Genomic DNA, 26,966 nt, shown 5'->3' on the forward strand with positions numbered 1-26,966 from the left:
TGGATGTCGAATGATTCAGATAGATGATAAATTAATTTCAGAAGATGTTTTCGCAGAAAGTTTTGTCTGCAATCTTACCAAATGCAAAGGTGTATGTTGTGTTGACGGCGATACAGGAGCACCTCTTGACAAAGACGAACTGCCAATATTGGACGAAATTTTCCCGAAAATAAAATCTTACCTGAGACCAGAAGGTGTAAAGGCCATCGAAGAACAGGGAACTTGGGTGGTCGACCCTTATGACGGCGGTTATGTAACGACTTTGGTGAACGGAAGCGAATGTGCTTATGTGATTTTTGATGAAAAAGGAACAACAAAATGCGGCATCGAAAAAGCTTATGAAGACGGTGTGGTTGATTGGAAAAAACCCATCTCCTGTCACCTTTATCCAATCCGTGTGAATGAGTACAAAACTTTTGTTGCCTTGAACTATCACGAATGGGAAATCTGTAATGATGCCTGTACTCTGGGAAAAGAATTGCAGGTCAGAATTTATCAATTCCTTAAAGAACCGCTTATCCGAAAATACGGCGAAGATTTTTACAATACACTTTGTGAAGCTGCCGAAGAGTGGGAGAAAGAATATAATACTTGAGATTTGAGATTTCAAATCGTGAAATATTTCACAAAAAAAGGATTCAAAATTATTTGAATCCTTTTATATTTTATTTCAAATTGACTTATTTGAATTCGTCATCAGAAACAGGCTGATTGATTTTGATTTCAGAATTCTTCACCTGAACTTGCTGTCCAGCCGCATCGATGGACATTTCTTCCACGAATTTGATTCCGTCCACGTCAGCATATTTGGAAATGGTCATTGTTCCTTTATCGCCTTCGGTTTTGTAAAGCAAATTGGTTTTTGCATCAAAATAATATTTGCTGTCATCAGAAGAAAGAACAATATAATCTTTGCCATCGATCTGTTTTTTCTCAACAGTCTTAATTTTTTCAGGATTCATTCCAAGCGCATCCATTATTTTTGCATCCTTTAATTTTGCTACTTGGTCAGCTGGGAAATCCACCTTTTGTCCCATTTGGTTTGCAAAACCTTTTTCCCCGTCAAAAACCTGAGACATCTCCTGTCCCATCATACTTTGGGTAGATTTGAATTTGTTGTCTTTTTTTACAGTTTTCCCTTCCATTTCCATTCCCATCACGCTGATGGTATTTTTCATAGAAAGCGTTTTTACAGACTCCAGTTTTTGTTTTCCTCCAAGCGCAGTAATATAATTATCAATCACTTGCTTTGCTGTTTGAGCAGAAATATTTGCTACTGTCGCAACAGAAAGAGCAAATGTCAAAATCAATTTTTTCATTTTAATTTTTTATTTTATATGAACGAATATAGTGAAATTCACAGAATAATACTTTTCCGTTAGTTCACCTCTTGTTGTTTTTGTTACAAAAAAATAGAAACAACTTCTGGATTTGAAGTTGTTTCTATTGATTCAAGAGAAATTAATCTTTCTTTTTGATATCGTCTTTCACGTCTTTGTAAGTATCACTAACTGCATCGGCTCCTTTTTTTGCTGTTTTCCCAGTCCATTTTGCACCGTCCTTCACTCCTTTTTTTGTAGCTTTTGCGCCTTTCTTAACCTTTTTCCCTGTCCACTTCGCTCCGTCTTTTACACCTTCAGCAGTGGCTTTTGCTCCTTTTTCAGCGGTTTTCCCTGTCCATTTCGCAGCATCTTTTACACCTTCTCCTGTTGCTTTAGCTCCTTTTTCCACAGCAGTTCCTACAGCTTTTGAATCTTTTTTAACTTCTTCTTTTACAGTTTGAGCGTTCATTACAACTGCTACAAATAGAACTGCTGCTAATGATAATAGTCTCTTTTTCATCGTTTTTTATATTTTAAAATTAATGTTACAATATTAGCATAAAGTAAGCCAAAAATATTCATTAATCTTTTAATTTTTAAAAATAAATTTTCTTCGACATTTCAAATAGATAAAAATAATATTTTTGCAAAACTTATGGCCAAGACAAACCGGACTACTCAAAGAAAAATCCATCAGAAAAGAAAGCAAGCGTATCTCAAGAAGCGTTGGATCCTGTTGATTATACTTTGCATTTCTTTACTGGGAACTGGTTTTTATCTAAGACAGAAGATCAATTATTATTTCACCTATTATTTAGGAAAACACTTTGAGCATAAGAAACTATCAAATACTGAAACCGAATCTCAACGAATTGAAAAAATAATCGGGCTTTATTCCAATCAGACTTTTGGTTTCGATATTTCTCATTATCAAAGAAAAGAAGACATCCAATGGGATAGTTTGAGCATCGGCAACAGAACCATTCCTTTGAAATTTGTAGTTCTGAGAGCAAGTATGGGAAACCGAAAATTGGATAAGAATTTTGACCATTTTTGGGAAACGGCAAAACAACACAACTTAATTCGCGGTGCGTATCATTTTTATCGTCCGGATGAAGACCCTGTGATGCAGGCCAATTCTTTTCTTTCTGTTGCCAAGTTAGAATCAGGTGATCTTCCACCAATTCTCGACATCGAGAAAAATCCCAGAAAAAAAACAAAAGAACAACTGGTTTCTGACCTCAAAGTCTGGATAAAAATAATGGAAGATACTTACGGCGAAAAACCGATTATTTACACTTATTATCATTACTACAAAGATTATCTGAAAGGCGAGTTGGATGATTATCCGCTTTGGCTGGCGAATTATAATGATGTTCCAACGCCTTCTCCTGATGATGAATGGCAATTTTGGCAATTCTCAGAAAACGGAATCGTTTATGGGATCAATTCAAAAGTTGATCTGGATATTTATAATGGGAATCTTTGGTCGTTGAAAATGCTGACGATTGATTAATCCTTTATAAAATCAATCACATCATTACTCAACTCTTCTGCTCTTTCTATCGGAACACCGTGTGATGCACCTTGATAGATTTTCAGTTTAGCGTTGGGGATCTCTTTTGCGATGTATTCTGTATGAGAACGAAGAATCAAATCATTTTCCCCAGCTACTGCAAAGACTTTTGCTTTGATGTTATTGAGTTGTTCTTTGGTGATTTTTGGTTCATCAATCATCAACTGAAGTAATCTGATATCACGTTCCGGTTTGTTTTCAGCACGCATTTTTTCGGCATCCCTTTTCATGTTCTCCACTTCATTTTCACCTACTCCATTTGGAAAAACATTGGCTCCGCTTGTGATGATTTTACTTGCCATTTTTGGATATTTGATAGCAAATTCGAGTCCTGTATTTCCGCCGTCACTCCAGCCAAGAATATTGATTTTTTTCAATTTCAATTCATCTGCAATGGCTTTTACATCATCAGCAAACTTAATATAAGTCAAAGGATCTGCTGAAGTATCCGTACTTTTCCCTTGAGCTCGTGTATCCATTGCAATAACTTTAAAATGTTTAGATAATTCCGGAATTTCCTTCGAAAAAGCATCAATGCTTCCTCCATTTCCGTGAAGTAAAAACAATGGTTCGCCCTTTCCATAAATTTCGTAGTAAATATCTGCATCTTTCAAATGAAGGATTTTTCCAGCTTTCGGATTTTTTCCAAAATCAAAAACTTGAGCAAAAGAAACTGTAAAAACAAGCAGAATGATCAAGGCTAATATTTTTTTCATCTTGATGTGATTGATTATCAAATTTAATAATAAGTCGAATTATTTTCTCACCTTCACATCAATATTAATTGCCGGTGCAGCAATACCAATCTTCTCCCAATTTCCATAAAATGAACGATAATAACCAGACCTGAACATGGCACCACTCAAAGCCACTTTGCCATCAGACTGTCCAATAAATTGAATCCCGACAAAGAACTTTCCTTGTAACCAAATATTTTCTCTGCTTACATCTATAGAAAAAGTCCAGTCTTGTAAATTGTCTTTACTAATTGTTGCGATAATATCATCTTCCAAAATCAGATTATTTGGTTTTCCATCTTTTTCATCGTAAACCGTGTAACGAACTTTGATGGGCGTAGTCGATTCGAATCTGGAAAAATTCATATTGATTTTATTGATTTTCAATCTTTTGCTAGAACTAAATTCTACTGCTGTTTCTTCCACAACAGAATTTCCCTTTTCCATATTAGGTGTGAACATCATCGATTTTGACTTGCTGTTGATACCCAGGTTTTTCTCTTTATAATTTTGAGGTGTAATGACAACTTCCTGAATATTGGTCACTTTTTCATACAAATAGATGTTGTGAGGATTGCTCTTGACGAAGTCTTCCACCGTACTTCTGAACTGTTTGTATCCTCCAACTACAACAATCAGCTCTTTGTCTTTGCTGACCTTCTCCAATTGAATTTGGAATTTTCCATTTTCATCGGCCTGAACTCCGTAATTGCTATTAATGATTCCGATTTTGGCATAAGGAACGGGTTGGTTATCATCTTTTGATAAAACAGTTCCAGAAATAAGTTGTGCCTGAGACGCTACAAATACGAATAAAGCAAAAATAATGTTGAATTTTTTCATACTTACTAATTTGAGAGCAAAATTCTGAAATTTTCCATTCTGATTCTCTCAAAGAAAGGTTAAATCGACTAATCTTTTAGTTAAAGTTTTCTGAATATTAATCAATAGTAGCAGGATTATCGAGTTTCAATTTCTTATTTTTGCAAATCGTTCAAATTATCAATCATCATTTATAACTAATGAATTACGTTTCTGCAGAAAATCTTAGCAAATCTTACGGTGTCAAAGTTTTGTTCAAAAATATTACCTTCCACGTGAACGAAGGCGACAAAATTGCCATCGTTGCCAAAAACGGAAGTGGAAAATCAACGTTACTAAAAATCCTGATGGGGAAGGAAATTGCTGACAGCGGAGATGTGGTTATCAACAAGGATATTCAGGTAGTTTTATTTGACCAGGAAATTGATTTTGACCCGAAACTCTCTGTGGACGAGTTTATGATGACTTTGGATTCTGCACCGATTTTGGCTTTGAAGAAGTATCACCACGCTTTGACCTCGGAAAACCCGGATGATATGGAAACGGCTTTGGCAGAAATGGAAATCCATAAAGCCTGGGATTTGGAAAATGAGATGGAACAGATTCTTTCTCAGCTAAAGATCACAGATCTATCGGCAAAAATGGGAACACTTTCCGGTGGACAAATCAAAAGAATTGCTTTAGCAAAACTATTGACAGAAACCCGGGCAGAACATCGCCATACGTTGTTGATCATGGATGAGCCGACCAATCATTTGGATGTGGAAATGGTGGAATGGCTGGAAAATTATCTGAGTAAAGCAAAAATCACCTTGCTTCTTGTGACCCACGACCGTTATTTCCTGGATGCTGTTTGTGACAAAATATGGGAAATGGAAGACGGAAATCTCTATCTCCACAATGGAAGTTACGCTACTTATCTTGAGAATAAAATGATTCGTGAGGATAACCTGAACTCAACGATTGATAAAGCGCAAAACCTTTACAGAAAGGAATTGGAATGGATGCGACGACAACCAAAAGCGAGAACTACGAAATCAAAATCCAGACAAGATGATTTCTACGAAACTGAAAAAGTAGCGAAAACCGATACGAGAAAACAAGCTCTGGAACTGGATTTTGAAATGAAAAGACTGGGAAATAAGATTCTTGAGCTTAGAAATATCAATAAAAGTTTTGGTAACAAAGTTTTGTTCAAAGATTTCTCCTATCAATTTCAAAGAGGCGAAAAAGTGGGAATCGTTGGGAAAAACGGAGCCGGAAAATCTACTTTACTGAATATCATTCAAGGTTTTGAACCGAAAGATTCGGGGGAAATTGAAACTGGAGAAACGATTAAATTCGGATATTTTGCTCAGAAAGGACTTCAATATAAAGAAAACGAAAGGGTCATTGATTTCATCAAGGAGATTGGCGAAAATTTCCCTTTAGCGAATGGAAAAACAATATCAGCATCTCAGTTTTTGAGATTATTCTTGTTCGATGACCAAACGCAATACTCGCCAATTTCGAAACTTTCTGGGGGAGAAAAGCGTCGTTTACACCTGATGTATATTCTTTATCAGAATCCGAATTTCCTGATTTTTGATGAGCCTACGAATGATTTGGATTTGCCAACTTTGACGGTTCTTGAGAATTTTCTTCAGAATTTTCAAGGCAGTTTGATCATCGTTTCTCACGACCGTTATTTTATGGACAGAATTGTGGACCACGTTCTGGCTTTTGAAGGCGAAGGAAAAATCAAGGAGTTTGTTGGGAATTTCTCTGAATATCGAGAAAGTCAGAAGTCGGAAGACAGAAGTCAGAAAGTAGAAAAAACCGAAGCTGTAAATAAGAAATCAGAAAACATTTCGACTCCGCTTAGTGTTACAAGCCAGCAACCAACAACCAGTAACCAACAACCAAAAAAGAAATTATCTTTCAAGGAACAGCACGAGCTGGAAACTATCGAGAAAGAAATGCCAAAATTGGAAGAGCAAAGAAGCAAAATTCTGGAGCAACTGAATAATGAAGCAGATTACGATAAAATCTCAAAACTTTCTGCCGAATTGGAAACGCTTTCCGAAAAATTGGAGAAATTCGAAATGCGTTGGCTGGAACTTCAGGATTAGTTATGATTTTTAGGTTATGGATAAGGTAAAGGACACAAGAAGTTTTATGAGAATCGTTCACAGATATCTTGGATATCTGATGGCGGGAATAATGGCTGTCTATGCAATAAGCGGTGTGATTTTGATTTACCGTGACACCGATTTTTTGAAAAAAGAAAATCATTATGAGAAAGTTTTTGAGAAAAATCTGACCGAGAAACAAATTGGTGAAGAGACGAAAATCAAAAACTTTGAGGTGACCAAAACTCAGAATGGTATTTTTTATTTCAAAGAAGGCACTTATAATTCTCTAACCGGAAAAGCAGATTACACAAAAAAAGAACTGCCGTTTGTATGGGACAAAATGACGAAACTTCACAAAGCAAAATCGGAACAGACCCTTTCTCCGCTCAATACATTTTTCGGCGTTTGTTTATTTTTCTTTGTATTATCCAGTTTTTGGATGTTTCCGCCAAAATCTAAAGTCTTCAAAAGAGGAATGGTTTTTACTGTAATTGGGATTTTGATTGCTTTGTTGCTGACGTTCTTATAAAGTGTAAAATAATTGATTGTTACTAACCTGCAAAAGGGATAGTAGTGGAAATCCTTTTTCTTTTCTTTCATATAAGGAAAAGAAAAAGATTGCAACGGATAGCCCGACCCAAGCGGCTGGAAAGCGTTGGCGAGGGGTTTGCCCAAATTATCTATATGATATGAAATGTTTTCAAAAGAACATTAAGACTCCAGATAATTACCATCAATCCAACTCCGATGAACATTGCTTTCAGAGGCAATTTCCCGGCAAGTCTCGCTGCAATTGGCGCTGCGAGAATGCCACCTAAAATCAATCCGGCAATCAACTGCCAATGGCTGATTCCGATAACTGAGAAGAATGTCAATGCACTCGCAAATGTCACAAAGAATTCTGTTAAACTGACTGTTCCGATCACATAACGCGGTGTTTTTCCTTTCGAGATCAATGTTGAAGTTACCAGCGGTCCCCAACCTCCACCACCAAATGAATCCAAAAACCCGCCAGCTCCTGCAAGCCAGCCTACTCTTTTGGTTTTTTTACGATTTTTATTTTTCTTGAAAGCATTGAGTAAGATCCTGATCCCGAGAACGAAAGTATAAAGTGCTAAAAAAGGTTTAATAATTCCAGCATATTTTTCTCCAAAATATGATAACAACAACGCTCCTAAAACTGCTCCAATAACGCCTGGAATCAATATATTTTTGAATAATTTCTTATTGATATTCCCAAATTTGTAATGACTGAAGCCCGAAGCGCCGCTTGAAAACATTTCTGCAGTATGAATACTACTGCTGATTGCCGGCAGCGGAATTCCTATGTACAAAAGTGCCGCAGTACAAGTTACACCGTAACCCATTCCCAAAGCACCGTCAATTAACTGGGCCAAAAATCCAACCAAGAATAACCAGAAAAATCGTTCATCCGTATTATGATTCAGGTATTGATAAGCGACTTTAAAATCTTCGAATCCTATGTAAAATGATACAATATTTCCTATTAACAGAACAACGAATGCCCAGAAAAATATGGTTGCAATTCTGCGCCATTTTTTTTCCCCGTTAATAATGAAAAGAGATTTTCTCTCTTGTTTATCGTTATTCCCTCGAAAGAAAAAATCATTTTCAGAAGGAAGACTTGGAGCAAAATATAAGTTCTTTCTTTCTTTGATTTTATTAATTATCAGCTGGTCTTGAACAGGATCTTCTGTAGCCACAATGAACAAGTCTGCAATCTCCAAATAAGAATCATCAAAATCTTCATTGATAATCTTGACCGATGTATTTTCCAACAACAGGTTTTTGATATCATCAGAAAGTCTCTTTGCGAGAACGCTGATATTAGCATCCGGAATATTCTGCATCAAATCATTAAGCTGTTCCGAAGCTAATTTTCCACCGCCGACGATCAGGATCTTGTTAGTCGATGCGTTGATGAAAACCGGAAGTGAAATTTTTGATGTCACAGTCTGTTTATTTAAAATTACTGAATCAATCCTGCACCAACTGTTACAAAACTCGTCTCATCGATAAAGATAATTCCGCCATTGGAAGCTAAATCTTTGTAAGAATCATAAGCCAAAGGTTTTGCAGTTTTGAGTTTCAGTTTTACAATTTCATTAAGTGAGACCTGCTCAACTTCCTGTTTCTCTAAAGTATTGACATCCAATTTATATTCGATGTCTTTTATGATTCCTTTGACTTGGGTTGTGTTATTTTGAATCAGATATTTTGAACCCGATTTCAAAGGTTTATCTCCCATCCAGCAAACCAGAACTTCTAATTCCTGTTCGGTTTTTGGAAGGTCATCTGATTTTACAATTAAATCGCCTCGGCTAATATCCACATCATTTTCTAAATGTAAAACCACACTTTGAGGTGCAAATGCTTCTTCAACTTGTTTTTGGGCGACTTCTATTGCAGAAATTTTACTTTCAGTTCCGGAAGGTAAAATCGTCACCGAATCTCCAACTTTGTAAATTCCGCTGGTGATTTTTCCTGCATATCCACGATAATCGTGAAGTTCTTCTGTCTGAGGACGAATTACATATTGAACAGGAAATCTAGCTTTATTCAGATTGATCGTGTTTTCCAGCTCAACAGTTTCCAAATAATCTAGTAACGTTTTTCCTTGATACCAATTCAGGTTTTCGGATTTGTCAACGATATTATCACCGTCTAAAGCTGAGATCGGGATATAAACGACATTATTCAAAGACAGCTGTTCTGCTATTTTTGAATATTCTTCTTTAATATTATTGAAAATCTCTTCTGAATAACCAACTAGATCCAACTTGTTAATCGCGACAACCACATTCGGAATGTTAAGTAATGATGCAATGATTGAATGTCTTTTGGTCTGTTCTATGATTCCGTTTCTGGCATCAATCAGAATAATGATTAAAGCAGCGTTGCTGGCTCCAGTAATCATATTTCTAGTATATTGGACGTGACCCGGCGCATCAGCAATGATGAATTTACGTTTCGGAGTGGAGAAATATTTGTAAGCAACGTCAATTGTAATTCCCTGCTCACGTTCGGCCCTCAAACCGTCTGTCAGCAAAGCCAAATCAATGGTTCCGTCATTTTTGAATTTACTTGCGCGTTCAACGGCTTCTAATTGGTCTATGAGAATATTTTTGCTATCGTATAATAATCTGCCTATCAGTGTACTTTTTCCGTCATCTACGCTTCCTGCAGTTATAAATCTTAATATGTCCATTGTTTTGATAATTGATATTTGATAATTGATAAATGATTTTGGAAATGCAATCATTGATCATTTATCATTAATATTAAAAGTATCCGGCCTTCTTTCTGTCTTCCATTGCGGCTTCCGAAGTTCGGTCGTCTATTCTGGTTTCGCCACGTTCGCTGGTTTTTGTGGTGATAATCTCTGCAATCACTTGTTCCAGATTATCAGCCTCGGATAAAACCGCTGCGGTGCAAGTCATATCGCCAACCGTTCTGTATCGTACTTTTTCTTTTGTCACAATATCGTCTTCTTCTAGATTCACGAACTCGTTCATTGCGATGAATTGATTGTCCAGATTGAGAACTTCTCTCTCGTGTGAAAAATAGATTGATGGTAACTGAATATTCTCTTTCAAAATATAATTCCAAACGTCTAATTCTGTCCAGTTACTGATTGGAAATGCTCTTACCTGTTCTCCTTTGTGGATTTTTCCGTTGTAAGTGTTCCAAAGTTCGGGACGTTGAAGTTTCGGGTCCCATTGTCCGAAATCATCACGAACGGAGAAAATTCTTTCTTTAGCTCTGGCTTTTTCCTCGTCACGTCTTCCTCCGCCGATACAGCAATCGAATTCGAATTCTTCAACGGTGTCCAAAAGTGTGAAAGTCTGCAAAGCATTTCTGCTTGGTAATTTACCTTTTGGTTCAGTTAAGCCTTTTTCTTTGATGGTATCTTCTACTTTTCTTATAATCAGTTTTTCGTCAATTTGCTCAGCTAATTGGTCACGAAATTCGAGAACTTCGGGAAAATTATGACCAGTATCGATATGAACCAAAGGAAACGGGAATTTCCCCGGACGAAAAGCTTTCAGCGCCAAATGCACCAACGTAATGCTGTCTTTTCCACCACTGAAAAGCAAAGCCGGTCGTTCAAACTGACCCGCAACTTCCCTGAAAATATGAATGGCTTCGGATTCTAACTGTTCCAGATAATCCAAATGATATTTTGACATTTTAATTTTAATTAATTATTATTTGTGAACGTGGAGACCACATTCTTTTTTGCTGGCATCCTCCCACCACCATCGACCGGCACGAAAATCTTCGCCCGGCTGGATTGCACGTGTACAAGGTGCGCAACCAATGCTGACGAAACCTTTGTCGTGCAAAATATTGTAAGGAATATTATTTTTTTTGATGTAATCTTTCACTTGTCCCGTTGTCCAGAAGAGGATTGGATGATATTTTATGATTTGGTTGGACTCGTCCCATTCGAATTGAGAAAGGTTTTCTCTTGCAACAGAATGTTCGGCCCTCAATCCCGTAATCCATATTTTGTTACCTTTCAAAGCTCTTTTCAAAGGATGAACTTTTCTGATGTCGCAACAAGTTTTCCTATTCTCTACGGACCTGTAAAATGAATCCGGACCATTGTCCTGAATGAATGGCTCTAATTCTTCTGGATCCGGATAATAAGCTTTGATCGGAAGCTGGTATTTGGATTTGGTTAAATTCCAAGTATTGTAAGTATCTTCGAACAGACGGCCTGTGTCTAAAGTGAAGACTTTGATTCCTGAGTTTTTGACATAATCCGTAATCACTTGGTCTTCGAAACTAAAGCTTGTGGAAAAGCAAACTTCGTCGGGAAAAATAGTCGTCAGAATCTCCAGAACTTCTTCTATTGATTTTGATTCAATATTTTCATCAATCAGTTTTTGGTAAGTTTCTTTTAGTTCGTTCTTCATCATTAGATATTATCCGAAATACAAATTTAACAATTCATTCAACTCTGACCAAATTAGTATAATTTAAATTTTGTTAATTAGATCAGTAAAATCTTTTCACATCAATTTCAGCATCAAGTTTAATGTCATTTTCTAAATAATCGAAAAGGACTTTTGAAAAATAGCTCCCGTTGTAAACGCCTCTCGCTCCAAGTCCATTAAAAATATAAAAGTTCTGATGTTCCTTATGCCTACCTAAAATTGGTCTTCTATCAATAACCGTTGCTCGAAAAGCAAAATTAACGTCTTTGATTTCAAAATCTTTTTTATACAATTCTTGAAGTCCATTTCCTAATTCTTCAAAAGATTCCTGATTGATGTCATCCGTCATATCAAAACGGTCGTAAGTGCCACCGTAATAATATTCATCATCTTTAAGGTTGAATAAGAAATGTTTTTTCTTGATAATATAAGGTTCTGGTTTATCTTTAAGTTTAAGTTTTAAACAATGCCCTTTATTCGGTTTGATGGGAATTTCTTTGAAATAAGGATTGTGATTACTTGCAACACCTTCGCAGAAAACAAGGTTTTTAAATGAAAGATATTTGTAGGAATTATTCTCAGTATTAATCAAATCATAATCAAATTTTTCTTTGATCAAATAATTATTCTCTTCAAAATAATTGAGCATATCTTGGAAGAATTCAGTAACATTCAATCTTGAAGAATGGTTGACTTTTCCGGTTTCGAAAGGATTTTCTACACTATCAAGTTTGATAAAGTCATTGTTAAGAAAAGATTGTAAGTTTTCTTTTTCAGAATTTTTCTTCCATTGAATTTTCTCAGAATCGTTATGAAAAATTCGGACAACGTTTTCATCAATCAAATATTTTTTGGACTGATATTTTTCGATTTCATCAAAGATAACATCAAGATAATCTATTTGTTCCTGTGACTTCCAGAACGTTGTAAATCTCTTCAGAATAACAGGGTTACAAACACCAGCGGAGATTTGGGAAGCAGAAATATTGTCATCATAGAAAATCTTAAAGGATTTATTTTCCTTTAATAATTGATGTGCAAAAAAGATTCCTGCATAACCTGCCCCAATGATAATGTAATCTACCTGTTCCATAAAAATAAAAAACCTAAGTAAAGATACTTAGGTTTTTTTATTTAGACTATGAGAAATATTAGTAATTCCACATATCGTTTTCCATTTGCAGAATCTGTGCTTTGATTCTATCGCTTTCTTCTATCTGTCCATCGGCATCATTCGGAATATATTCATCAATAACTCCGCTTCCTCCTTTTCCAAGACCGTTATCAGATTTATAAATAATTGATGAAAAACGTCTTTGGTTCAATACATCATCGAATGTAATGTCAGATGTAGAGTTTTTAGCATTGAAAATGAAATTGGTAGTCAAAACCTGACGAGCATCCGGATAGTAGATCCAGAAAAGATCAATCAGATCTGCAGCACTGCCACTCATTGTAGAATTATCAACAGGTTGTCCAGCTTCTGCCAGAGCTTGTGCCTGAGATGCTCTAAGTTTAGCAGCATTTGGATCTTCACCCATAGCAGCAATTCCTAACAATCTGTATCTAAGTTGAGAATCTCTTTTATCAACATACCACATTCCCATCAGTTTCAAAGCCTTAACCTTTTCAGTTCCTGTTACAATCTTATCAACATTTGCTGAGATATCATTTCTATTGATTTTATACCAGCTACCGTCTAATTTGACCAAAACTGTACCTGGAGGAATGCTAACTGGCTTAGCAGCTGTTTTTTTTGTTACTTTCTTCTTCTTACCTTTTTTGGTTGTAGTTGTAGTCTCAACAGGTGTTTCCTCAGTAGCAGTTGGAGTGCTACCATCATTTACAAGAAGTATATCTTCCAGACGAGTTCCATAAAAAGCTTTCAGAGCGCTAATATCAGCATCCGTGGAATTAATAATCGAATTGAAATATTTTTTTAAATTATTTGCAGTTCCATCTTCGATCTTGTTCTCGTTAAGTGTTTGAGAAAAGTAATCCGCTACTTGCACAGCAGAAGTCGCAGTCACGATTTGCTCAGGAGTTAACCTTGCTGTAAAATCGTCGCCGGAATAGACCTCTTTGATCTTACCATTGTTCACAGCATCAAGCAAAACTTGATACAATGATTTGTTCTGAGAAACAAGGCCGTCTGAGTTATGGTAAAAAGGCTGATTGATCTTATCATTCATATCAATAATTTCCCATACAACCATACTTCTCAATATATCCTTATCCTCGATAAAACCATATTTAAGAGGTGAAGCAATACTATCTTTCTTGATCTCGCGTTCTTCACGGAATGTCTGTGGAGAACTGGCATTGAGTATGCTGTTCTGAGCATAAGCAATGGTAGAGGAAAGACAAATTAAACTATATATAATCTTTTTCATAAATAAATATTGAATAGTATAAAATCAATCAACTTTTAATTTTAAATTTTTATAGAACGTTGATAATAACGTTTCCTATATTAGGGAGTACTACTCCATTTAAGCCGTTAGCTTTTGCTTGAATATCAAAAATCGTGACAATGTCACCACTTCTTAATCCTTTTGTCAATGATTCTGCTTGACCTAATGAACTTCCATTGATTGACATAGCAGGTTTACCAGCAACTTTAACTTTGAAACTTACAACATCAAAACTAACTGGAAAATCGAAATCAGGCAATGTTGCAGAAAGCGTCTGCTTAGAAATCGAAGCAGCAGGCATGGATGTATAACTAGCCCCTCTGATCTGTCCTTTTGGTGGAGGAATATTCTTGATTCTGAAATCAAAACCTTGAGAAATAACTTTTCCACTTGGTGCTTTTCCAGAAATTGTTAATTTAACAGTACTTCCAGCTCCAGGTGTAACCATCCATTTTCCTTTTCCTCCGCTAACTGATGCCCCAGGTGCAGATAAAGTGGTAGCACTAAGATCAGCTCCAAGGATTGCCCCAGAAACTGGGTTCTGAAGACCTCTATACAATACCATCATTTTGTCTGCTTGTAAAATCGCACCATTTTGTTCTTTAAGTGCTTCTGCTCCAGAAACTACATTTAGAGTATGGGCGTATGGAAGTGAATGCACCTTTCCATTTTTATCCGTAAATGAAATTTGACCTTTAAACTCCTGCGCTCCCACAGCACCTGTGGCAGGCGTAATGATACCTTGCCCATTGACAACTTTAGCACCAGTAATAGCCAAACCAGGAACAGAGCTTGCAAAAGTACCAATAGCAATTTTAATCTCAGCAGGCTCACCTTTCATTACAGAGCTAGGCCCTGAAACCAAAGCTTCATAAGCATCAAACTTAATATCTGCATCCACTTTTTCCTGAAGCATAGAAGTCAATGCATCAGACTGAAGGTTTCTTGCTTCAGATTGTATAACTTCAAGATTAGATAAAGCAGCAATCAATGGTTGATTATAGAACTTATATTGAAACCATCCTTTTTTGCTTCTTTTGTCGTCTTTTGCAAACTCAGCAACCAAATGTCTCTGAGCTCTATCAGCAACGGACTTCAATTGTGCATTATTACCAAAAGTTGAAGTAATAAAATTTCTTAGATCGTCAATTTTTGCCTTTAATTCATTAGATTTATCGCTAATGTTTTTTTCATCTCCATCTTTAAAGAAAAGGTTAGTTGCCGGCTCGGTATTATTAAGAGAAGCAAAACTCTCTTCAATCTCAGCATCAGAATTATATTCTGCAGCAGTACCCATTGTTGTTTTTAAGCCATCAATATAAGTTACCAAATCATTGGTTTTCCCTTTTAAGGTTTTATATTGATCAAAAAGAGACTGATAACTTTCTGGAGAAGTTTGAGCTTTAGCAGCTAAAGTTTTCTCAAAGATGTCATCATTTTTCTTCTCTACAATCAATCTGGTATCCATTAGGGATTGATTGGTATCTTTATATGATCTGATGATTTCCTGATCGATCTGCATCGCAAGCATTGCAATGAAAACCAAATACATCAGGTTGATCATCTTCTGACGTGGTGTCTGTTTACCTCCTGCCATTTTAATAAAATAATTTAATCGTTAAACAATAATTAAAATGATAGTTATTAAGACTTCATTGCGCTAAGCATACCACCATAAACTCTATTAAGATTATTAAGATTAGATGTCAAACCTAGTAATTCCTCATTGAATTTTTCTGATTGTGCTGCAGATTTCTGAATATCTTCAACATATTTTTTACTGAATTCTGATTGTTTTTGTCCATGCTCCAATTGAAGCGCATATAAGGCATTCATGCTTTCCAAGTGAGAAGCAGCAAGATTCAACTGCTCATTATATTTGTGTGTAGAAGCAGAAACATCTACTGTTTGGTTGATCTGATCAACTGAAGAAGAGAATTTGTCAATTCCACCTCTAAGTCTTTCGAATAAGCTAACATCCAATTTAGCATCAGCTAACATTTTGTCAAGCTTATCAGACAATGATATTTCCAATTCTTTGTTCTCTACTTTATTAACAGCTTTTCTAGGTTGTCTCTCAGCAGTTTCGTCCAATAATTCCGGATAAACATTCTCCCAAGCATAGTTCTCTTCTGACTTTGGTGGATCGAATGCGAAGAATAAGAAAATTAACGCCTCTGTAATCAAACCTGCAGCAAGTGCAACGTTACCAGTAATAGGACCAACATGCCAGTGCGTCATTTTAAATAAAGCTCCCAAGATTACGATAGCAGCACCAAACGAATAGATAAAATTCGTGATTGAATCTTTAGTTTTAAACATTTTTTTGAATTTTTAGTTAGTAATAGTTAGTTAATTATTATTTAGTTTTTCTTGAAAATCTACCTGACCCTGAAGGAATATCTTGAATTGTTCTGAATCCGATATAGCTTCTTGCAGAATCTTTTCTTTCCCAATCCCTATAACCTGTCATCAATAGATATCCTACATCTTTCCATGATCCACCTCTTACAGTTTTTTTAACGTCATTTGCCGCGTTAGCAGAAAGACTTGGATTCAAAGAAGATGAGAATTCATAAGCAGAGTTATTGAATGGTGATTCTGTCCATTCAGAAACGTTTCCTGCCATATCATATAATCCGTATCCGTTTTTAGAGAATTTTTTCACAGGTGCTGTATATGTGTAGTTCCCCGTTTTTTCGTCTTCTATATAGTTACCTCTTTTAGGTTTGAAGTTAGCCAAATAACATCCTCTGTCATCCTGCAGGTACGGCCCTCCCCAAGGATAAGTGGCATTCTGGATTCCCCCTTTAGCAGCATATTCCCACTCTGACTCAGTAGGAAGACGGAATCTCATAGGTTTTTGCTTTTTCTTTTTAATACTATTGTTGTAATCTGCCTTCATTTTGGTCCTGAAATCACAAAAAGCTCTCGCTTGATCCCAAGTAACCCCTACAACAGGATATTCCTTGTACGCACTATGCCAAAAATACTGTCCAAATAACGGTTCATTATAGGCATATTTGAAATCTTTTACCCAAACGGTAGTATCAGGATAAACGGCAATACTTTCTTTTTTAAGATATTGTGAACCTCTGTCCTTATCTTTTACAGCAGAAGCTACATCCTCCCATTGGTAAGCGTATTTGATCTTTGACCAATCAATAATCCTTTCGTTATTGATTCTCTTTTCTGCAGGCAGATACATTGATTCCAATACTTCGGCATATTTCTCATCTGGATAGGCTGATGTATTATACGTAAGTGGGACTTTCTTATCCAATTTTTTAGATTCATCATAGCCACCTTCTCTACCTCCTTGAGACTCTAAGAATTTTTGGTATGGGGTCGCTTCTTCCCCAGTTTTTTTACCTGCATAGGCATAATCTGCAATAGAGCCACCATTACCTCCTTCACCATCTCCACCACCTTCACCAGCGGCTTCTGCTAATAAACCTCTCGCAATAGAGTCTCTGACTGCATTGATGAATAATCTATATTCTGCATTCGTAATCTCGGTCTCATCCATAAAAAAGGCAGATACCGTCACAGTTTTTGGCATTGCTTTTTCTGGAGTATTGGAGAAATCCTGATCCGCCATACCCATCACAAAAGAACCACCTGGGATTGGAACCATTCCATATGGTCTTTCTGCAACAAACGATTTCGAAGACCCTCTTGGAATCAATTCTCCCTTGATACCGGGATTACCAGTTATACCTTTTCCGCCCCCATTGGAACAAGAAATTATAACTGAAGTTGATAATAATATAAGTAATATCCTTTTCATCCTATTTTAAAGAAATTAAGCGGTAAATATATAATTTTTTTTATGAATAATTATCAATTTTTATTCAAAACGTAATTTGTTAAAGAATATTTCATAAAGCATGAAATTATTCTACAGTTACTGATTTAGCAAGGTTTCTTGGCTGATCTACATTAGCCCCTCTTTCCACAGCAATATAATATGCCAATAATTGTAATGGAATAGACGCTAATATTGGGGAGAAACATTCAGATGTTTCCGGGATCTCAATAATATGATCCGCCATAGAAGCTACCTGGGTATCACCTTTATTGATGATTGCGATAACTTTTCCTTTTCTTGCCTTGATCTCTTGAACATTGCTTACAATTTTATCATAATGTCCAATTTTAGGAGCAATTATAACTATTGGCATATTCTCATCGATCAATGCGATCGGACCATGTTTCATTTCTGCGGCAGGATAACCTTCTGCGTGGATATACGATATCTCTTTAAGTTTTAGAGCACCTTCCAAAGCTGTTGGAAAATTATATCCTCTTCCTAAATACAAGAAATTAGTTGCATTCACAAATTTAGAAGCGATATCTTTAACTACTGAATCCACAGAATTTAAAACCTCTTCTATCTTTTTAGGTATTGCATCCAGCTCAGTAATCAATCTCATGAAATCAGCTTTACCCAAGTTACCATTATGGTTACCCAATTTGATTGCTATCAAAGAAAGGATGGTAAGTTGCGCCGTAAATGCTTTGGTAGAAGCCACTCCTATTTCTGGGCCGGCGTGTGTATAAGAACCAGCATCTGTAACTCTTGCAATAGACGAATCTACAACGTTGCAGATACCATAAACAAAAGCACCTTTTTCCTTAGCCAATTTTATAGCAGCCATTGTATCTGCTGTTTCCCCAGATTGAGAAATAGCTATTACAACATCTTTGGAAGTTATAATCGGGTTTCTATATCGAAACTCTGACGCATACTCTACTTCAACCGGAACTCTAGCAAATTCTTCTATAAGATATTCCCCAATTAATCCGGCATGCCAAGAAGTTCCACAAGCGATAATAATAATTCTTTCAGCATTGGTCAATCTTTCCAAATGATCCCAAATACCGGCCATTTTTATCACACCTTCATCTACCAATAATCTACCTCTCATAGTATCCAAAACAGATTTTGATTGCTCAAAAATCTCTTTCAGCATAAAATGCTCGTATCCTCCTTTTTCTATTTGCTCAAGATTAAGCCTTAGTTCTTGTATTGCAGGTTCTATCTTGGCATTCTCTTTTATGGTTCTAATATCAATTCCAGATTCGAGAGAAATAGTAGCCATATGGCCTTCTTCTAAATAAACCGCCTCTTTTGTGAACTCTACAAATGGGGATGCATCAGAAGCGACAAAATATTCATCATCTCCAATACCAATTGCCAATGGAGAGCCTAATCTTGCTACAACCAATTGCCCAGGAAAATCATCATGCATTACAGAGACTGCATATGCCCCATAGACTTCATTCAAAGCATATCTTACTGCTTCTGGAAAGCTAAGGTTGATTTCCTTGTCCAAGAAATATTGGATAAGGTTGACCAAAACTTCGGTATCTGTTTCGGATTTAAACTCGTAATCTTTATTGATCAGCATTGTTTTTATAGTATCATAATTTTCAATGATACCATTATGAACTATTGCTATTTTATTATTGTTAGAAAGGTGTGGGTGGGAATTATTGTCGCTTGGAACACCGTGTGTGGCCCATCTTGTATGACCCATTCCTACTTTGGAAGTAGTTTTCAAACCTTTTGAAATTGCCACAAGGTCATCTACCTTACCTTTGGTTTTTTTAACTTCTAAATTTCCGTTTTCAGTTTCTAAAATAATACCCGCACTATCATAGCCTCTGTACTCTAAACGACGTAATCCATTGATAACAATTTCATACGCATCTCTAAAACCTGTATATCCGACGATTCCACACATATCTAATTGGTTTTTATTTTTTTGTATATATTATTCTAAGCTGAACATTTTTAGAATCCGGTAATAGCTCTTGACCTATATTATTAGTATTTATTCCCGTTAATGCAATTCTGAAAGGATTATACGGTCTATCATTGTACGTTTGTCCCAACAATGTTCCAGTCGATGGATCAGAAAGATAACTGCCTACGTTAATTACAAAATCATGAGCATTATTATTTTTCTCCACAATATTTTTCAAAGAAGCCGTAATCCCTATATCATAATAAGCGTCTTTTGTAGAAAGATTGGCCGTTTTCACAAGACTATATCCAGCAGAAGCCAAGGACGTCATATCCGGAAGAAAACGAACTGTATCTTTTATCATCTCCTGAACCAATAAACTAGATGGTTTTCTAAATTTATTGTTCCACTCATCAGCATTATTATATAAACGTATCTTAGCAGAAACAATTGCTATTTTTTCGTTTTGAAATTTTTGTTTTAGTGCATCAATTGTACCTTGTGGTATTCTAATTCCTATACCGCTTCCTCCCATACCTTGTAAATACAATTTGTCTGCAGGGTTAACTGCCAAGCCGGGATTTTTCTTAAGATCCTCATACTTCACAGCAGTTAACATTGCTTTGGCATATGGGCTATCGCTGTTTCTGTCATAAATCACTTGACTTAAATGAACATTTGACGCCCCAAGGTTAAGAGTAGTTTCTTGTTTTGTTCTTGTAACGGTTCCGTCTGTTGCGGTTACATCATTCTTATAATAGATAGTAATTCCTGTATCATTTGGAGCCATCGAGAAAAGATATCCGTCATTTTGCTCTACAGAAATACTGATTCCTCGGAAATATCTTATAAATGATGCTGCATCTTTAAGCACCTGATTACCTTGTTTGGCAATAATTTTATCTTGAAAGAATTCTTTTTTCAATTCCATTCTGAAAGATACAGCTCTATTAAGCAATTCAGAAGCATCAGAATCCTTTGTGACCACAACAGAGTTAACTGTTCCATTAAATGATTTTGAACCTATTTCTGAACTTAAAGCAAATGCTTTATTCGTCAGGATAGAATCAGAAGCACCACCTAAGAAATCCGTAACTTCATGAACTTTTATAGTAAAAGGCGTTTTTTCACCATTGATCTTGTATTTCCCATATTTTCTAACAGGATAAGTTGTTACCACTTTTTTAGCAGCTACTTGCCCGTCTGGATAAACGTAATCTTCATTTGTAGTAGTAGTGATAGAATCCGTTGCAGACTCGTATCTTGGTTTCAATGTAAGAACTACAGAATCAATAACAGGATTTTTTCCAAAATCCGGATCATAAGTATTTAATCTCAACTGAGTGATGTATGACACTTTTTGTCCTCCAAAAACATCCTCTCTAAATGCTCCAATCCTTACACTATCATATTGGGATGTAACTACTTTTTGGACGTCACCATTATTGACGTTGTAAGCAGTTACTCCAAAGATTTTATCATAAGCATCAGACCCTTCTACAAGCTGAGATCCGAGGTCATCTAATTCCCCTTCACAAGAATTAAGTACAACAATTCCCATTACTAATAATGGGACCAGCTTCATTATTTTTTTTATTTTTATCATTTTAAACACCTAGTATTTAATATACATTTGCTATAGAATCAGCATTCAAATAATCAGATTTCTCAGCATTCGATTTTTCATATGCTTCCTCCAATTTATCTTCCAAGAACTCATTCCCCTTCACGATCACATCTACATAATCCATACTATCATTCACGAAACTAAGAAAGCTTGGCTTATCTAACGACTGTAATCCGGAAATATTATCAAACCCCAAAATTTCTTTTGTGTTTTCATTTAGTTCTATGTCATCTTCATTATAGACAGAAAGAACAATTTTTGTATCTTTAAAATATGTATCGTCTTTGTAATATGTTTTCAAGTAAATTGGTATAAGAGAAGACATCCATCCATTCAAATGGATCACATCCGGAACCCAATTCAGTTTCTTGATTGTTTCGATAACGCCGCGGGCAAAGAAGATCGCTCTCTCGTTATTATCTTCAAAAGCCTTTCCTTCATCATCAAAATAAAACTGTTTTCTTTTAAAATATTCTTCGTTGTCTATAAAATAAACTTGCAGACGCTCGCCCGGCAACGAAGCTACCTTTATGATCAAAGGCTGATCAAGATCATTGATAATGATATTCATCCCAGAAAGTCTGATCACTTCATGTAATTGAAATTTTCGCTCGCTGATTTGCCCAAATCTAGGCATAAAAACTCTGACATCGTTACCGCTACCATGCATTTTCAGTGCCATTTTGTGTACCAAGCTTCCCATATTGGTATCTTCCTGATAGGGGTACATTTCTGTAGTAACGTATAAAATCTTTTGATTAGGCATAAAATTTACTTTAAAACGAAGTATAAATTCTTCATTTTGCAAAATTACGAAAAATTAGATCAAATCATTTATTTTAAACAACATTAATATTCAACCTAAAAAACAACTATATACCAACAAGTTACAGACTAAAAAATGTTAATTTTCACTCAAATATTGATAATTGAAAAATTCAACCTGACAAATTACCAATACTTAGAAATGAAACATCCGGAAAAAAATTGAAACATTTCAATTATTTCCACATCGTAATTAAAACCGTTAACTTTGCCTGATAAAACAAGGAAAACAATGCAAACCTTTTACGATAAGAATTCTTTCTCAAAATATATCGCCGAATTAAAAGAAAAAAAGAAAAAAATAGGCTTCGCACCTACAATGGGCGCCTTACATGCAGGACACATTTCACTTTATCAAGAGGCCCAGAAGCATAATGACATTGTAATATCTTCCATCTTTGTAAATCCCACACAGTTCAATAATCCGGAAGATCTTGAAAAATACCCAAGAACCATTGAGGAAGACATTAAAAAATTAGGAGACTCCAAACTTGTAGATGCTGTCTACATTCCAGGAGTTGAGGATATCTATCCAAATGGAATGGAAAGAAAGCATTACGACTTCGGAGGCATAGAAAACGAGATGGAAGGCGCTGCAAGACTTGGCCATTTTGATGGTGTAGGGACTGTTGTAGAGGAATTCTTCAGACAAGTACAGCCAGATAATGCCTATTTTGGAGAAAAAGATTTCCAACAGCTTAAGATTATCGAAAAATTAGTCGAAGTTCTTGATTTGAAAATCAAAATCCATGGTGTGAAAATCCACAGAGAAGAAGGCGGACTCGCAATGAGCTCTAGAAACATGCGGCTTTCTGAGGACGAAAGACATGCTTCTACTATTATATACAGAACTTTGAATCATGTGAACAGTTGGTTTAAATCAATTCCTATCAACGACATCAAAAATAGAGTTGAGGAAATCTTCTCTAAAGAAAATATGGAATTGGAATATTTCTTAATTGCTGACGAAGAAACTTTGAAAGAATCCGCCGTCTCATCTAACGGCAGAAACTATCGTGCTTTTATCGTTGTGAATGTTGGAAAGGTAAGATTGATTGACAACCTTCATCTGGATTAAGGATTGGATTTGAACAAAAAAAGAAGCTTCTTTTACAAGAAGCTTCTACACCAAATCACAAAATATTAATATGAAAAAAATTTACTTGCGTAAATTGTGACCTGGCTGGGATTCGAACCCAGGACCCATACATTAAAAGTGTATTGCTCTACCAGCTGAGCTACCAGGTCGGCCACTTTAATTAATAATCGGAATCAATAATTAAAATAATTTTTGCAGTGCCTGCGACTGGACTCGAACCAGCACATCCTTAGGAAACCACCCCCTCAAGATGGCGTGTCTACCAATTTCACCACGCAGGCAAAAAAAAACCGTATCTCTACGGATTTTTTGCTTGTGACCTGGCTGGGATTCGAACCCAGGACCCATACATTAAAAGTGTATTGCTCTACCAGCTGAGCTACCAGGTCGGCCACATTTAAAACTTCAATATTACTATTTCGTTTTAAAGTGGTGCAAAGATATAGCTTTTTTTAAAATCTCAAAATTTTTTAAGAACTTTGTTTAAAATAAAAATATGATAATTTCTCTGTTGGGATACATGGGTAGTGGTAAATCTCACATTTCCAAAAACTTGAGCAAAAAAATAAATTTTCAATTAATTGACCTCGACCAAAAAATTTCTGAAGAACATCAGCTGACTATTCCGGAAATCTTCAAAACCAGAGGAGAAATCTTCTTTCGTAAAGAGGAAAAAAGAATTTTAGAAGATATTCTGAACTCAAAAGAAAACATCATATTAAGCCTTGGCGGAGGAACTCCTGTCTATTACGACAACATGGACCTCATCAATATAAAATCAAAAAGTATTTTTTTAAGGGCTTCTGTAAAAACCCTCACAGATCGTGTACTTTTACAGAAACACACCAGACCCTTGATCTCAAAATTAGAAGATTCGGATATTCCTGAGTTCATTGCAAAGCATCTTTTTGAAAGAAATCCTTTTTATTCCCAAGCCCATTTTACAATAGATACAGATTACAAGGAACCCAGCAACATTTCCGATGAGATCATAGAAGCTTTAAAAATTTAATCCTCTTCTTCTTTAAAAAACACATCCCAGTCATCACTATCCATATCCTCTGAAGAATCGCTGGAAGAATAATCATCCATATCTCTCCTATCTTTTTTGGTAGGTCTTCCGATACCTTTCTGTCTGTAATAATCTTGCGAAGATTTTCTCATTTTAAGAATTTCGTATTGTTCTTTCTCGGTCATGTCGACAACATATAGAGCTACTAGTTTGGCACCCACTCTACTTTTGGGAATATCAATGACTTTGATTTTATAATCGATCTGGTTCTTTCTGACCTTTATAATATCTCCGGCCTTCACTTCCTTAGAAGACTTTACAGCATTCTCCCCAATACCGACTCTATTTTTTTTGATCTCCTCAGCAGCAATGGTTCTGGTTTTATAAAATCTTACACTCCACAAAAATTTATCTATTCTCATAATTTTTTATACTTTTGTCACGTTAAAATTAATTGCAATTTAACATTAAATAAAAAAATGAAGAAAATACTTTTAGGAATAGCTCTATGTGTAGTTGCACTACAAAGCTGTAAGAAAGATAATGACGAGGAGGAAATCGTAGTGGTTCCTATTGCCGATCAGAATGCGTATGACGATGCTGCAGCAATAAAGTTCATGGAATCTAATTACTTCAATGATAAGGGTGTCATTACAGCATTTGATGATACTGTGACCACTGATGATAATTATCCTAAATTATCTTCCTATCCTCATGAGACTTTGCCATCTGGCGTGATCTATATAAAAAGAGCAGAAACTTTTCAACCAAACCCAGGTAAGGAAATTGCTCCAACAGATGTGATCAGTATAATGCAGGTAACAAAAACTTACATCGCAACGAAAACCGATGATAAAATTGCATATAGCAGTGAATCGACTTTTATCAATAATGTTACAACATCCGGCGTCCCAAGCACAGACCCAGCTTATTTTTATGTAAAACAATCTGTCCTGGATGCCTATAACAAGGCTAACAATACAACCGTTGGAAGAGATTTTTATGAAATCGAGGGTTTACAGGAAGGATTGAAACATTTTAAATCTTTTGATAATCTAGACCCGTCAACAGATTATAATATGCAGGGTGTTATTATTGTTCCATCAAGAGCAGCTTATGCCAGAGATAACACAATCTATGGAACTGTCTACGCAAACAGAAGTTTTGTTTTTAATTTCCAGCTTTATAATACCAGAACCAGATTGGACAGTGAAAAATAAATTTTGTGTTCCATCCAAATAAAAAAGAATGGGTTTCAATATTGAAACCCATTCTTTTTATAATAAACTTTCTGACCTCTAAATCCTTGCCAGAAAATCTTCGAATTGGGTTTCTTTAACAGATACACAACCTTCTTCCAAGATTTTGTCAAGAATAATATTTTCAATTTGATTAACTGATCTTTTATCAAATGGTTTTGAAACTCTCACATAATTCTCCGTAAAACCATACATCATTCCATTTTTGTTCTCATGCTCCCAAAGAACTGGTAATTCTTTCCCTAATTGTGTTCTGTAGAATTCCATTTTCTTTTTCTCGGAAAGGATTCTCAGCATTTTGTTTCTTCTTTTCCTTTCGGGGATTGGAACTGCTCCTTGCATATCGGCTGCCTCTGTATTTTCTCTTTCGGAGTAAGTGAAAACGTGCAGATAACTAATCGGCAGATCGTTTAGAAAATTATAAGTTTCCATAAATAACTCTTCTGTTTCTCCGGGGAATCCAACAATCACATCCACACCAATCGCAGCATCCGGCATTACTTCCCGGATTTTATTAACTCGATCATAATAAAGTTTCGTTAAATAACGACGTTTCATTTTTTTCAGCAATTCATCACTTCCGGATTGAAGCGGAATATGAAAATGCGGAACAAAACTTCTGCTTTTGGAAACCAACTCGATGCTTTCATCTTTCAGAAGATTTGGTTCGATGGAAGAGATCCTGATTCTTTCAATGCCTTCTACTTTATCTAATTCAGAAATTAAATCCAAAAAAGTATGTTCATGTTTTTTATTACCAAATTCACCTTTTCCATAATCTCCGATATTAACACCTGTCAAAACAATCTCTTTAATATCTCTTGCTGCAATTTCTTTGGCATTTACAACTACATTATCGATGGTGTCAGAGCGGGAAATCCCTCTTGCTAAAGGAATCGTGCAATAGGTACATTTGTAATCGCAACCATCTTGGACTTTCAAGAAAGCCCTGGTCCTATCTCCGATAGAATATGAACCGACAAAGAAATCCGCCTCATCTATTTCACAAGAATGGATTTGAGCATAACTTTTAGATTTCTCCAAATCATCAAGGTAACTTAGGATATTGAATTTTTCCTTAGCTCCCAAAACCAGATCTACACCTTCAATTCCCGAAATCTCTTCCGGTTTCAATTGGGCATAACAACCGATAATCGCAACCAGACCTTCCGGATTGGCCTTTGTTGCGCGTTTGACGTGAAGTTTGCATTCCTTGTCTGCATTTTCTGTAACAGAACAAGTATTGATAATATAAACTTTCGCAGGTTCATCAAAATTAACTTTCTGATAACCCGCATCTGTCAATTGTCTGGCAATAGTGGAGGTTTCTGCAAAATTCAGTTTGCAGCCAAGTGTATGAAAAGCAACGGTTTTCGGTTGTGAAATTACATCTGACATAAGTCCGCAAAGTTATTAATAAAATCCAAATCATTCCAAATGAA

Annotated in this window: 25 protein-coding genes and 3 tRNA genes; 7 read left to right on the forward strand and 21 right to left on the reverse strand. The window is 35.9% G+C overall.

From position 1 onward, the window contains the following. Positions 1–10: 10 nt before the first annotated feature. Positions 11–595, forward strand: coding sequence for a DUF3109 family protein (locus tag BLT30_RS09570; RefSeq protein WP_089873334.1), 585 nt, complete (start codon positions 11–13; stop codon positions 593–595). A gap of 85 nt (positions 596–680) precedes the next feature. Here the strand turns inward: BLT30_RS09570 and BLT30_RS09575 are convergent, their stop codons facing one another. After that, positions 681–1,319 carry a LolA family protein gene (locus BLT30_RS09575; RefSeq protein WP_089873335.1) on the reverse strand — a complete coding sequence of 213 codons (639 nt, stop codon included), beginning with the start codon at positions 1,317–1,319 and terminating at the stop codon, positions 681–683. 142 nt (positions 1,320–1,461) lie between these two features. Next, a complete protein-coding gene (locus tag BLT30_RS09580) occupies positions 1,462–1,842 on the reverse strand; it encodes a hypothetical protein (RefSeq protein ID WP_139166616.1) in 381 nt (126 codons plus the stop codon). A gap of 135 nt (positions 1,843–1,977) precedes the next feature. Here BLT30_RS09580 and BLT30_RS09585 point away from each other — a divergent pair, with 135 nt between their 5' ends. Then, positions 1,978–2,838 (forward strand): GH25 family lysozyme, encoded by an 861-nt coding sequence (locus BLT30_RS09585; protein ID WP_089873337.1) that lies wholly within the window; start codon positions 1,978–1,980, stop codon positions 2,836–2,838. Here BLT30_RS09585 and BLT30_RS09590 read toward each other — a convergent pair. Both BLT30_RS09590 and BLT30_RS09595 read right to left on the reverse strand, forming a co-directional pair. After that, positions 2,835–3,614 carry an alpha/beta fold hydrolase gene (locus BLT30_RS09590; protein ID WP_089873338.1) on the reverse strand — a complete coding sequence of 260 codons (780 nt, stop codon included), beginning with the start codon at positions 3,612–3,614 and terminating at the stop codon, positions 2,835–2,837. The genes BLT30_RS09585 and BLT30_RS09590 overlap by 4 nt on opposite strands. A 39-nt stretch (positions 3,615–3,653) precedes the next feature. Further along, positions 3,654–4,478, reverse strand: coding sequence for a carboxypeptidase-like regulatory domain-containing protein (locus BLT30_RS09595; RefSeq protein ID WP_089873339.1), 825 nt, complete (start codon positions 4,476–4,478; stop codon positions 3,654–3,656). A 179-nt stretch (positions 4,479–4,657) separates the two neighbouring features. Here BLT30_RS09595 and BLT30_RS09600 point away from each other — a divergent pair, with 179 nt between their 5' ends. Next, positions 4,658–6,568 carry an ABC-F family ATP-binding cassette domain-containing protein gene (locus BLT30_RS09600; protein ID WP_089873340.1) on the forward strand — a complete coding sequence of 637 codons (1,911 nt, stop codon included), beginning with the start codon at positions 4,658–4,660 and terminating at the stop codon, positions 6,566–6,568. Positions 6,569–6,584: 16 nt separating this feature from the next. Continuing rightward, positions 6,585–7,100 carry a hypothetical protein gene (locus BLT30_RS09605; protein ID WP_089873341.1) on the forward strand — a complete coding sequence of 172 codons (516 nt, stop codon included), beginning with the start codon at positions 6,585–6,587 and terminating at the stop codon, positions 7,098–7,100. Positions 7,101–7,251: 151 nt separating this feature from the next. Here BLT30_RS09605 and BLT30_RS09610 read toward each other — a convergent pair whose 3' ends face one another. The 12 genes from BLT30_RS09610 to BLT30_RS09665 all read right to left on the reverse strand — a co-directional run bounded on the left by BLT30_RS09610 (position 7,252) and on the right by BLT30_RS09665 (position 22,095). Next, on the reverse strand, positions 7,252–8,544 hold the full coding sequence (locus tag BLT30_RS09610; RefSeq protein WP_089873342.1) for a TSUP family transporter: 1,293 nt from the start codon (positions 8,542–8,544) through the stop codon (positions 7,252–7,254). A gap of 17 nt (positions 8,545–8,561) precedes the next feature. Continuing rightward, the gene (locus BLT30_RS09615; RefSeq protein ID WP_089873734.1) at positions 8,562–9,800 is read right to left on the reverse strand and encodes a sulfate adenylyltransferase subunit 1; all 1,239 of its coding nucleotides are present in this window, start codon (positions 9,798–9,800) and stop codon (positions 8,562–8,564) included. 73 nt (positions 9,801–9,873) lie between these two features. Next, positions 9,874–10,782, reverse strand: a complete 909-nt coding sequence (cysD, locus tag BLT30_RS09620; RefSeq protein ID WP_089873343.1) for a sulfate adenylyltransferase subunit CysD — start codon at positions 10,780–10,782, stop codon at positions 9,874–9,876. Between the two features lie 18 nt (positions 10,783–10,800). After that, positions 10,801–11,514 (reverse strand): phosphoadenylyl-sulfate reductase, encoded by a 714-nt coding sequence (locus BLT30_RS09625; RefSeq protein WP_089873735.1) that lies wholly within the window; start codon positions 11,512–11,514, stop codon positions 10,801–10,803. A gap of 82 nt (positions 11,515–11,596) precedes the next feature. After that, on the reverse strand, positions 11,597–12,628 hold the full coding sequence (locus tag BLT30_RS09630; protein WP_089873344.1) for an NAD(P)/FAD-dependent oxidoreductase: 1,032 nt from the start codon (positions 12,626–12,628) through the stop codon (positions 11,597–11,599). 58 nt (positions 12,629–12,686) lie between these two features. Beyond that, on the reverse strand, positions 12,687–13,928 hold the full coding sequence (gene porN / locus BLT30_RS09635; protein ID WP_221405581.1) for a type IX secretion system ring subunit PorN/GldN: 1,242 nt from the start codon (positions 13,926–13,928) through the stop codon (positions 12,687–12,689). A 49-nt stretch (positions 13,929–13,977) separates the two neighbouring features. Continuing rightward, positions 13,978–15,546, reverse strand: coding sequence for a type IX secretion system motor protein PorM/GldM (gene porM / locus BLT30_RS09640; protein WP_089873345.1), 1,569 nt, complete (start codon positions 15,544–15,546; stop codon positions 13,978–13,980). Between the two features lie 47 nt (positions 15,547–15,593). Next, complete coding sequence (porL, locus tag BLT30_RS09645; RefSeq protein WP_089873346.1) at positions 15,594–16,271, reverse strand: type IX secretion system motor protein PorL/GldL; 678 nt, start codon at positions 16,269–16,271, stop codon at positions 15,594–15,596. Positions 16,272–16,308: 37 nt separating this feature from the next. Further along, positions 16,309–17,739: a T9SS ring complex lipoprotein PorK/GldK gene (gene porK / locus BLT30_RS09650; RefSeq protein ID WP_089873347.1), complete on the reverse strand. Its 1,431-nt coding sequence runs from the start codon at positions 17,737–17,739 to the stop codon at positions 16,309–16,311. Positions 17,740–17,845: 106 nt separating this feature from the next. Then, complete coding sequence (gene glmS / locus BLT30_RS09655; protein ID WP_089873348.1) at positions 17,846–19,699, reverse strand: glutamine--fructose-6-phosphate transaminase (isomerizing); 1,854 nt, start codon at positions 19,697–19,699, stop codon at positions 17,846–17,848. A gap of 13 nt (positions 19,700–19,712) precedes the next feature. Beyond that, the gene (locus BLT30_RS09660) at positions 19,713–21,308 is read right to left on the reverse strand and encodes a DUF4270 domain-containing protein (RefSeq protein ID WP_089873349.1); all 1,596 of its coding nucleotides are present in this window, start codon (positions 21,306–21,308) and stop codon (positions 19,713–19,715) included. A 16-nt stretch (positions 21,309–21,324) separates the two neighbouring features. Then, the gene (locus BLT30_RS09665; protein WP_089873350.1) at positions 21,325–22,095 is read right to left on the reverse strand and encodes a glycogen/starch synthase; all 771 of its coding nucleotides are present in this window, start codon (positions 22,093–22,095) and stop codon (positions 21,325–21,327) included. A gap of 291 nt (positions 22,096–22,386) precedes the next feature. On the opposite strand from BLT30_RS09665, the gene panC reads away from it, so the two are divergent. Further along, positions 22,387–23,232, forward strand: a complete 846-nt coding sequence (gene panC / locus BLT30_RS09670) for a pantoate--beta-alanine ligase (RefSeq protein ID WP_089873351.1) — start codon at positions 22,387–22,389, stop codon at positions 23,230–23,232. Between the two features lie 97 nt (positions 23,233–23,329). On the opposite strand, the gene BLT30_RS09675 is transcribed toward panC, so the two are convergent. The 3 genes from BLT30_RS09675 to BLT30_RS09685 form a co-directional block, all read right to left on the reverse strand. Further along, positions 23,330–23,402: transfer RNA gene (locus tag BLT30_RS09675), tRNA-Lys, on the reverse strand. Between the two features lie 49 nt (positions 23,403–23,451). Then, positions 23,452–23,534 (reverse strand) — tRNA-Leu (locus BLT30_RS09680). Positions 23,535–23,569: 35 nt separating this feature from the next. Beyond that, a tRNA-Lys gene (locus tag BLT30_RS09685) sits at positions 23,570–23,642 on the reverse strand. A gap of 107 nt (positions 23,643–23,749) precedes the next feature. Here BLT30_RS09685 and BLT30_RS09690 point away from each other — a divergent pair. Continuing rightward, on the forward strand, positions 23,750–24,265 hold the full coding sequence (locus BLT30_RS09690; protein WP_089873352.1) for a shikimate kinase: 516 nt from the start codon (positions 23,750–23,752) through the stop codon (positions 24,263–24,265). Here BLT30_RS09690 and BLT30_RS09695 read toward each other — a convergent pair. Beyond that, positions 24,262–24,687 carry an RNA-binding S4 domain-containing protein gene (locus BLT30_RS09695; protein ID WP_089873353.1) on the reverse strand — a complete coding sequence of 142 codons (426 nt, stop codon included), beginning with the start codon at positions 24,685–24,687 and terminating at the stop codon, positions 24,262–24,264. The genes BLT30_RS09690 and BLT30_RS09695 overlap by 4 nt on opposite strands. 57 nt (positions 24,688–24,744) lie before the next feature. Between BLT30_RS09695 and BLT30_RS09700 the strand changes: the two genes are divergently transcribed. Then, on the forward strand, positions 24,745–25,485 hold the full coding sequence (locus BLT30_RS09700; RefSeq protein WP_089873354.1) for a hypothetical protein: 741 nt from the start codon (positions 24,745–24,747) through the stop codon (positions 25,483–25,485). A gap of 78 nt (positions 25,486–25,563) precedes the next feature. Here BLT30_RS09700 and mtaB read toward each other — a convergent pair whose 3' ends face one another. Next, positions 25,564–26,922 carry a tRNA (N(6)-L-threonylcarbamoyladenosine(37)-C(2))-methylthiotransferase MtaB gene (mtaB, locus tag BLT30_RS09705; protein ID WP_089873355.1) on the reverse strand — a complete coding sequence of 453 codons (1,359 nt, stop codon included), beginning with the start codon at positions 26,920–26,922 and terminating at the stop codon, positions 25,564–25,566. Positions 26,923–26,966: the final 44 nt, after the last annotated feature.

The organism is Epilithonimonas hungarica, from assembly GCF_900102265.1.
GTDB lineage: Bacteria > Bacteroidota > Bacteroidia > Flavobacteriales > Weeksellaceae > Epilithonimonas > Epilithonimonas hungarica.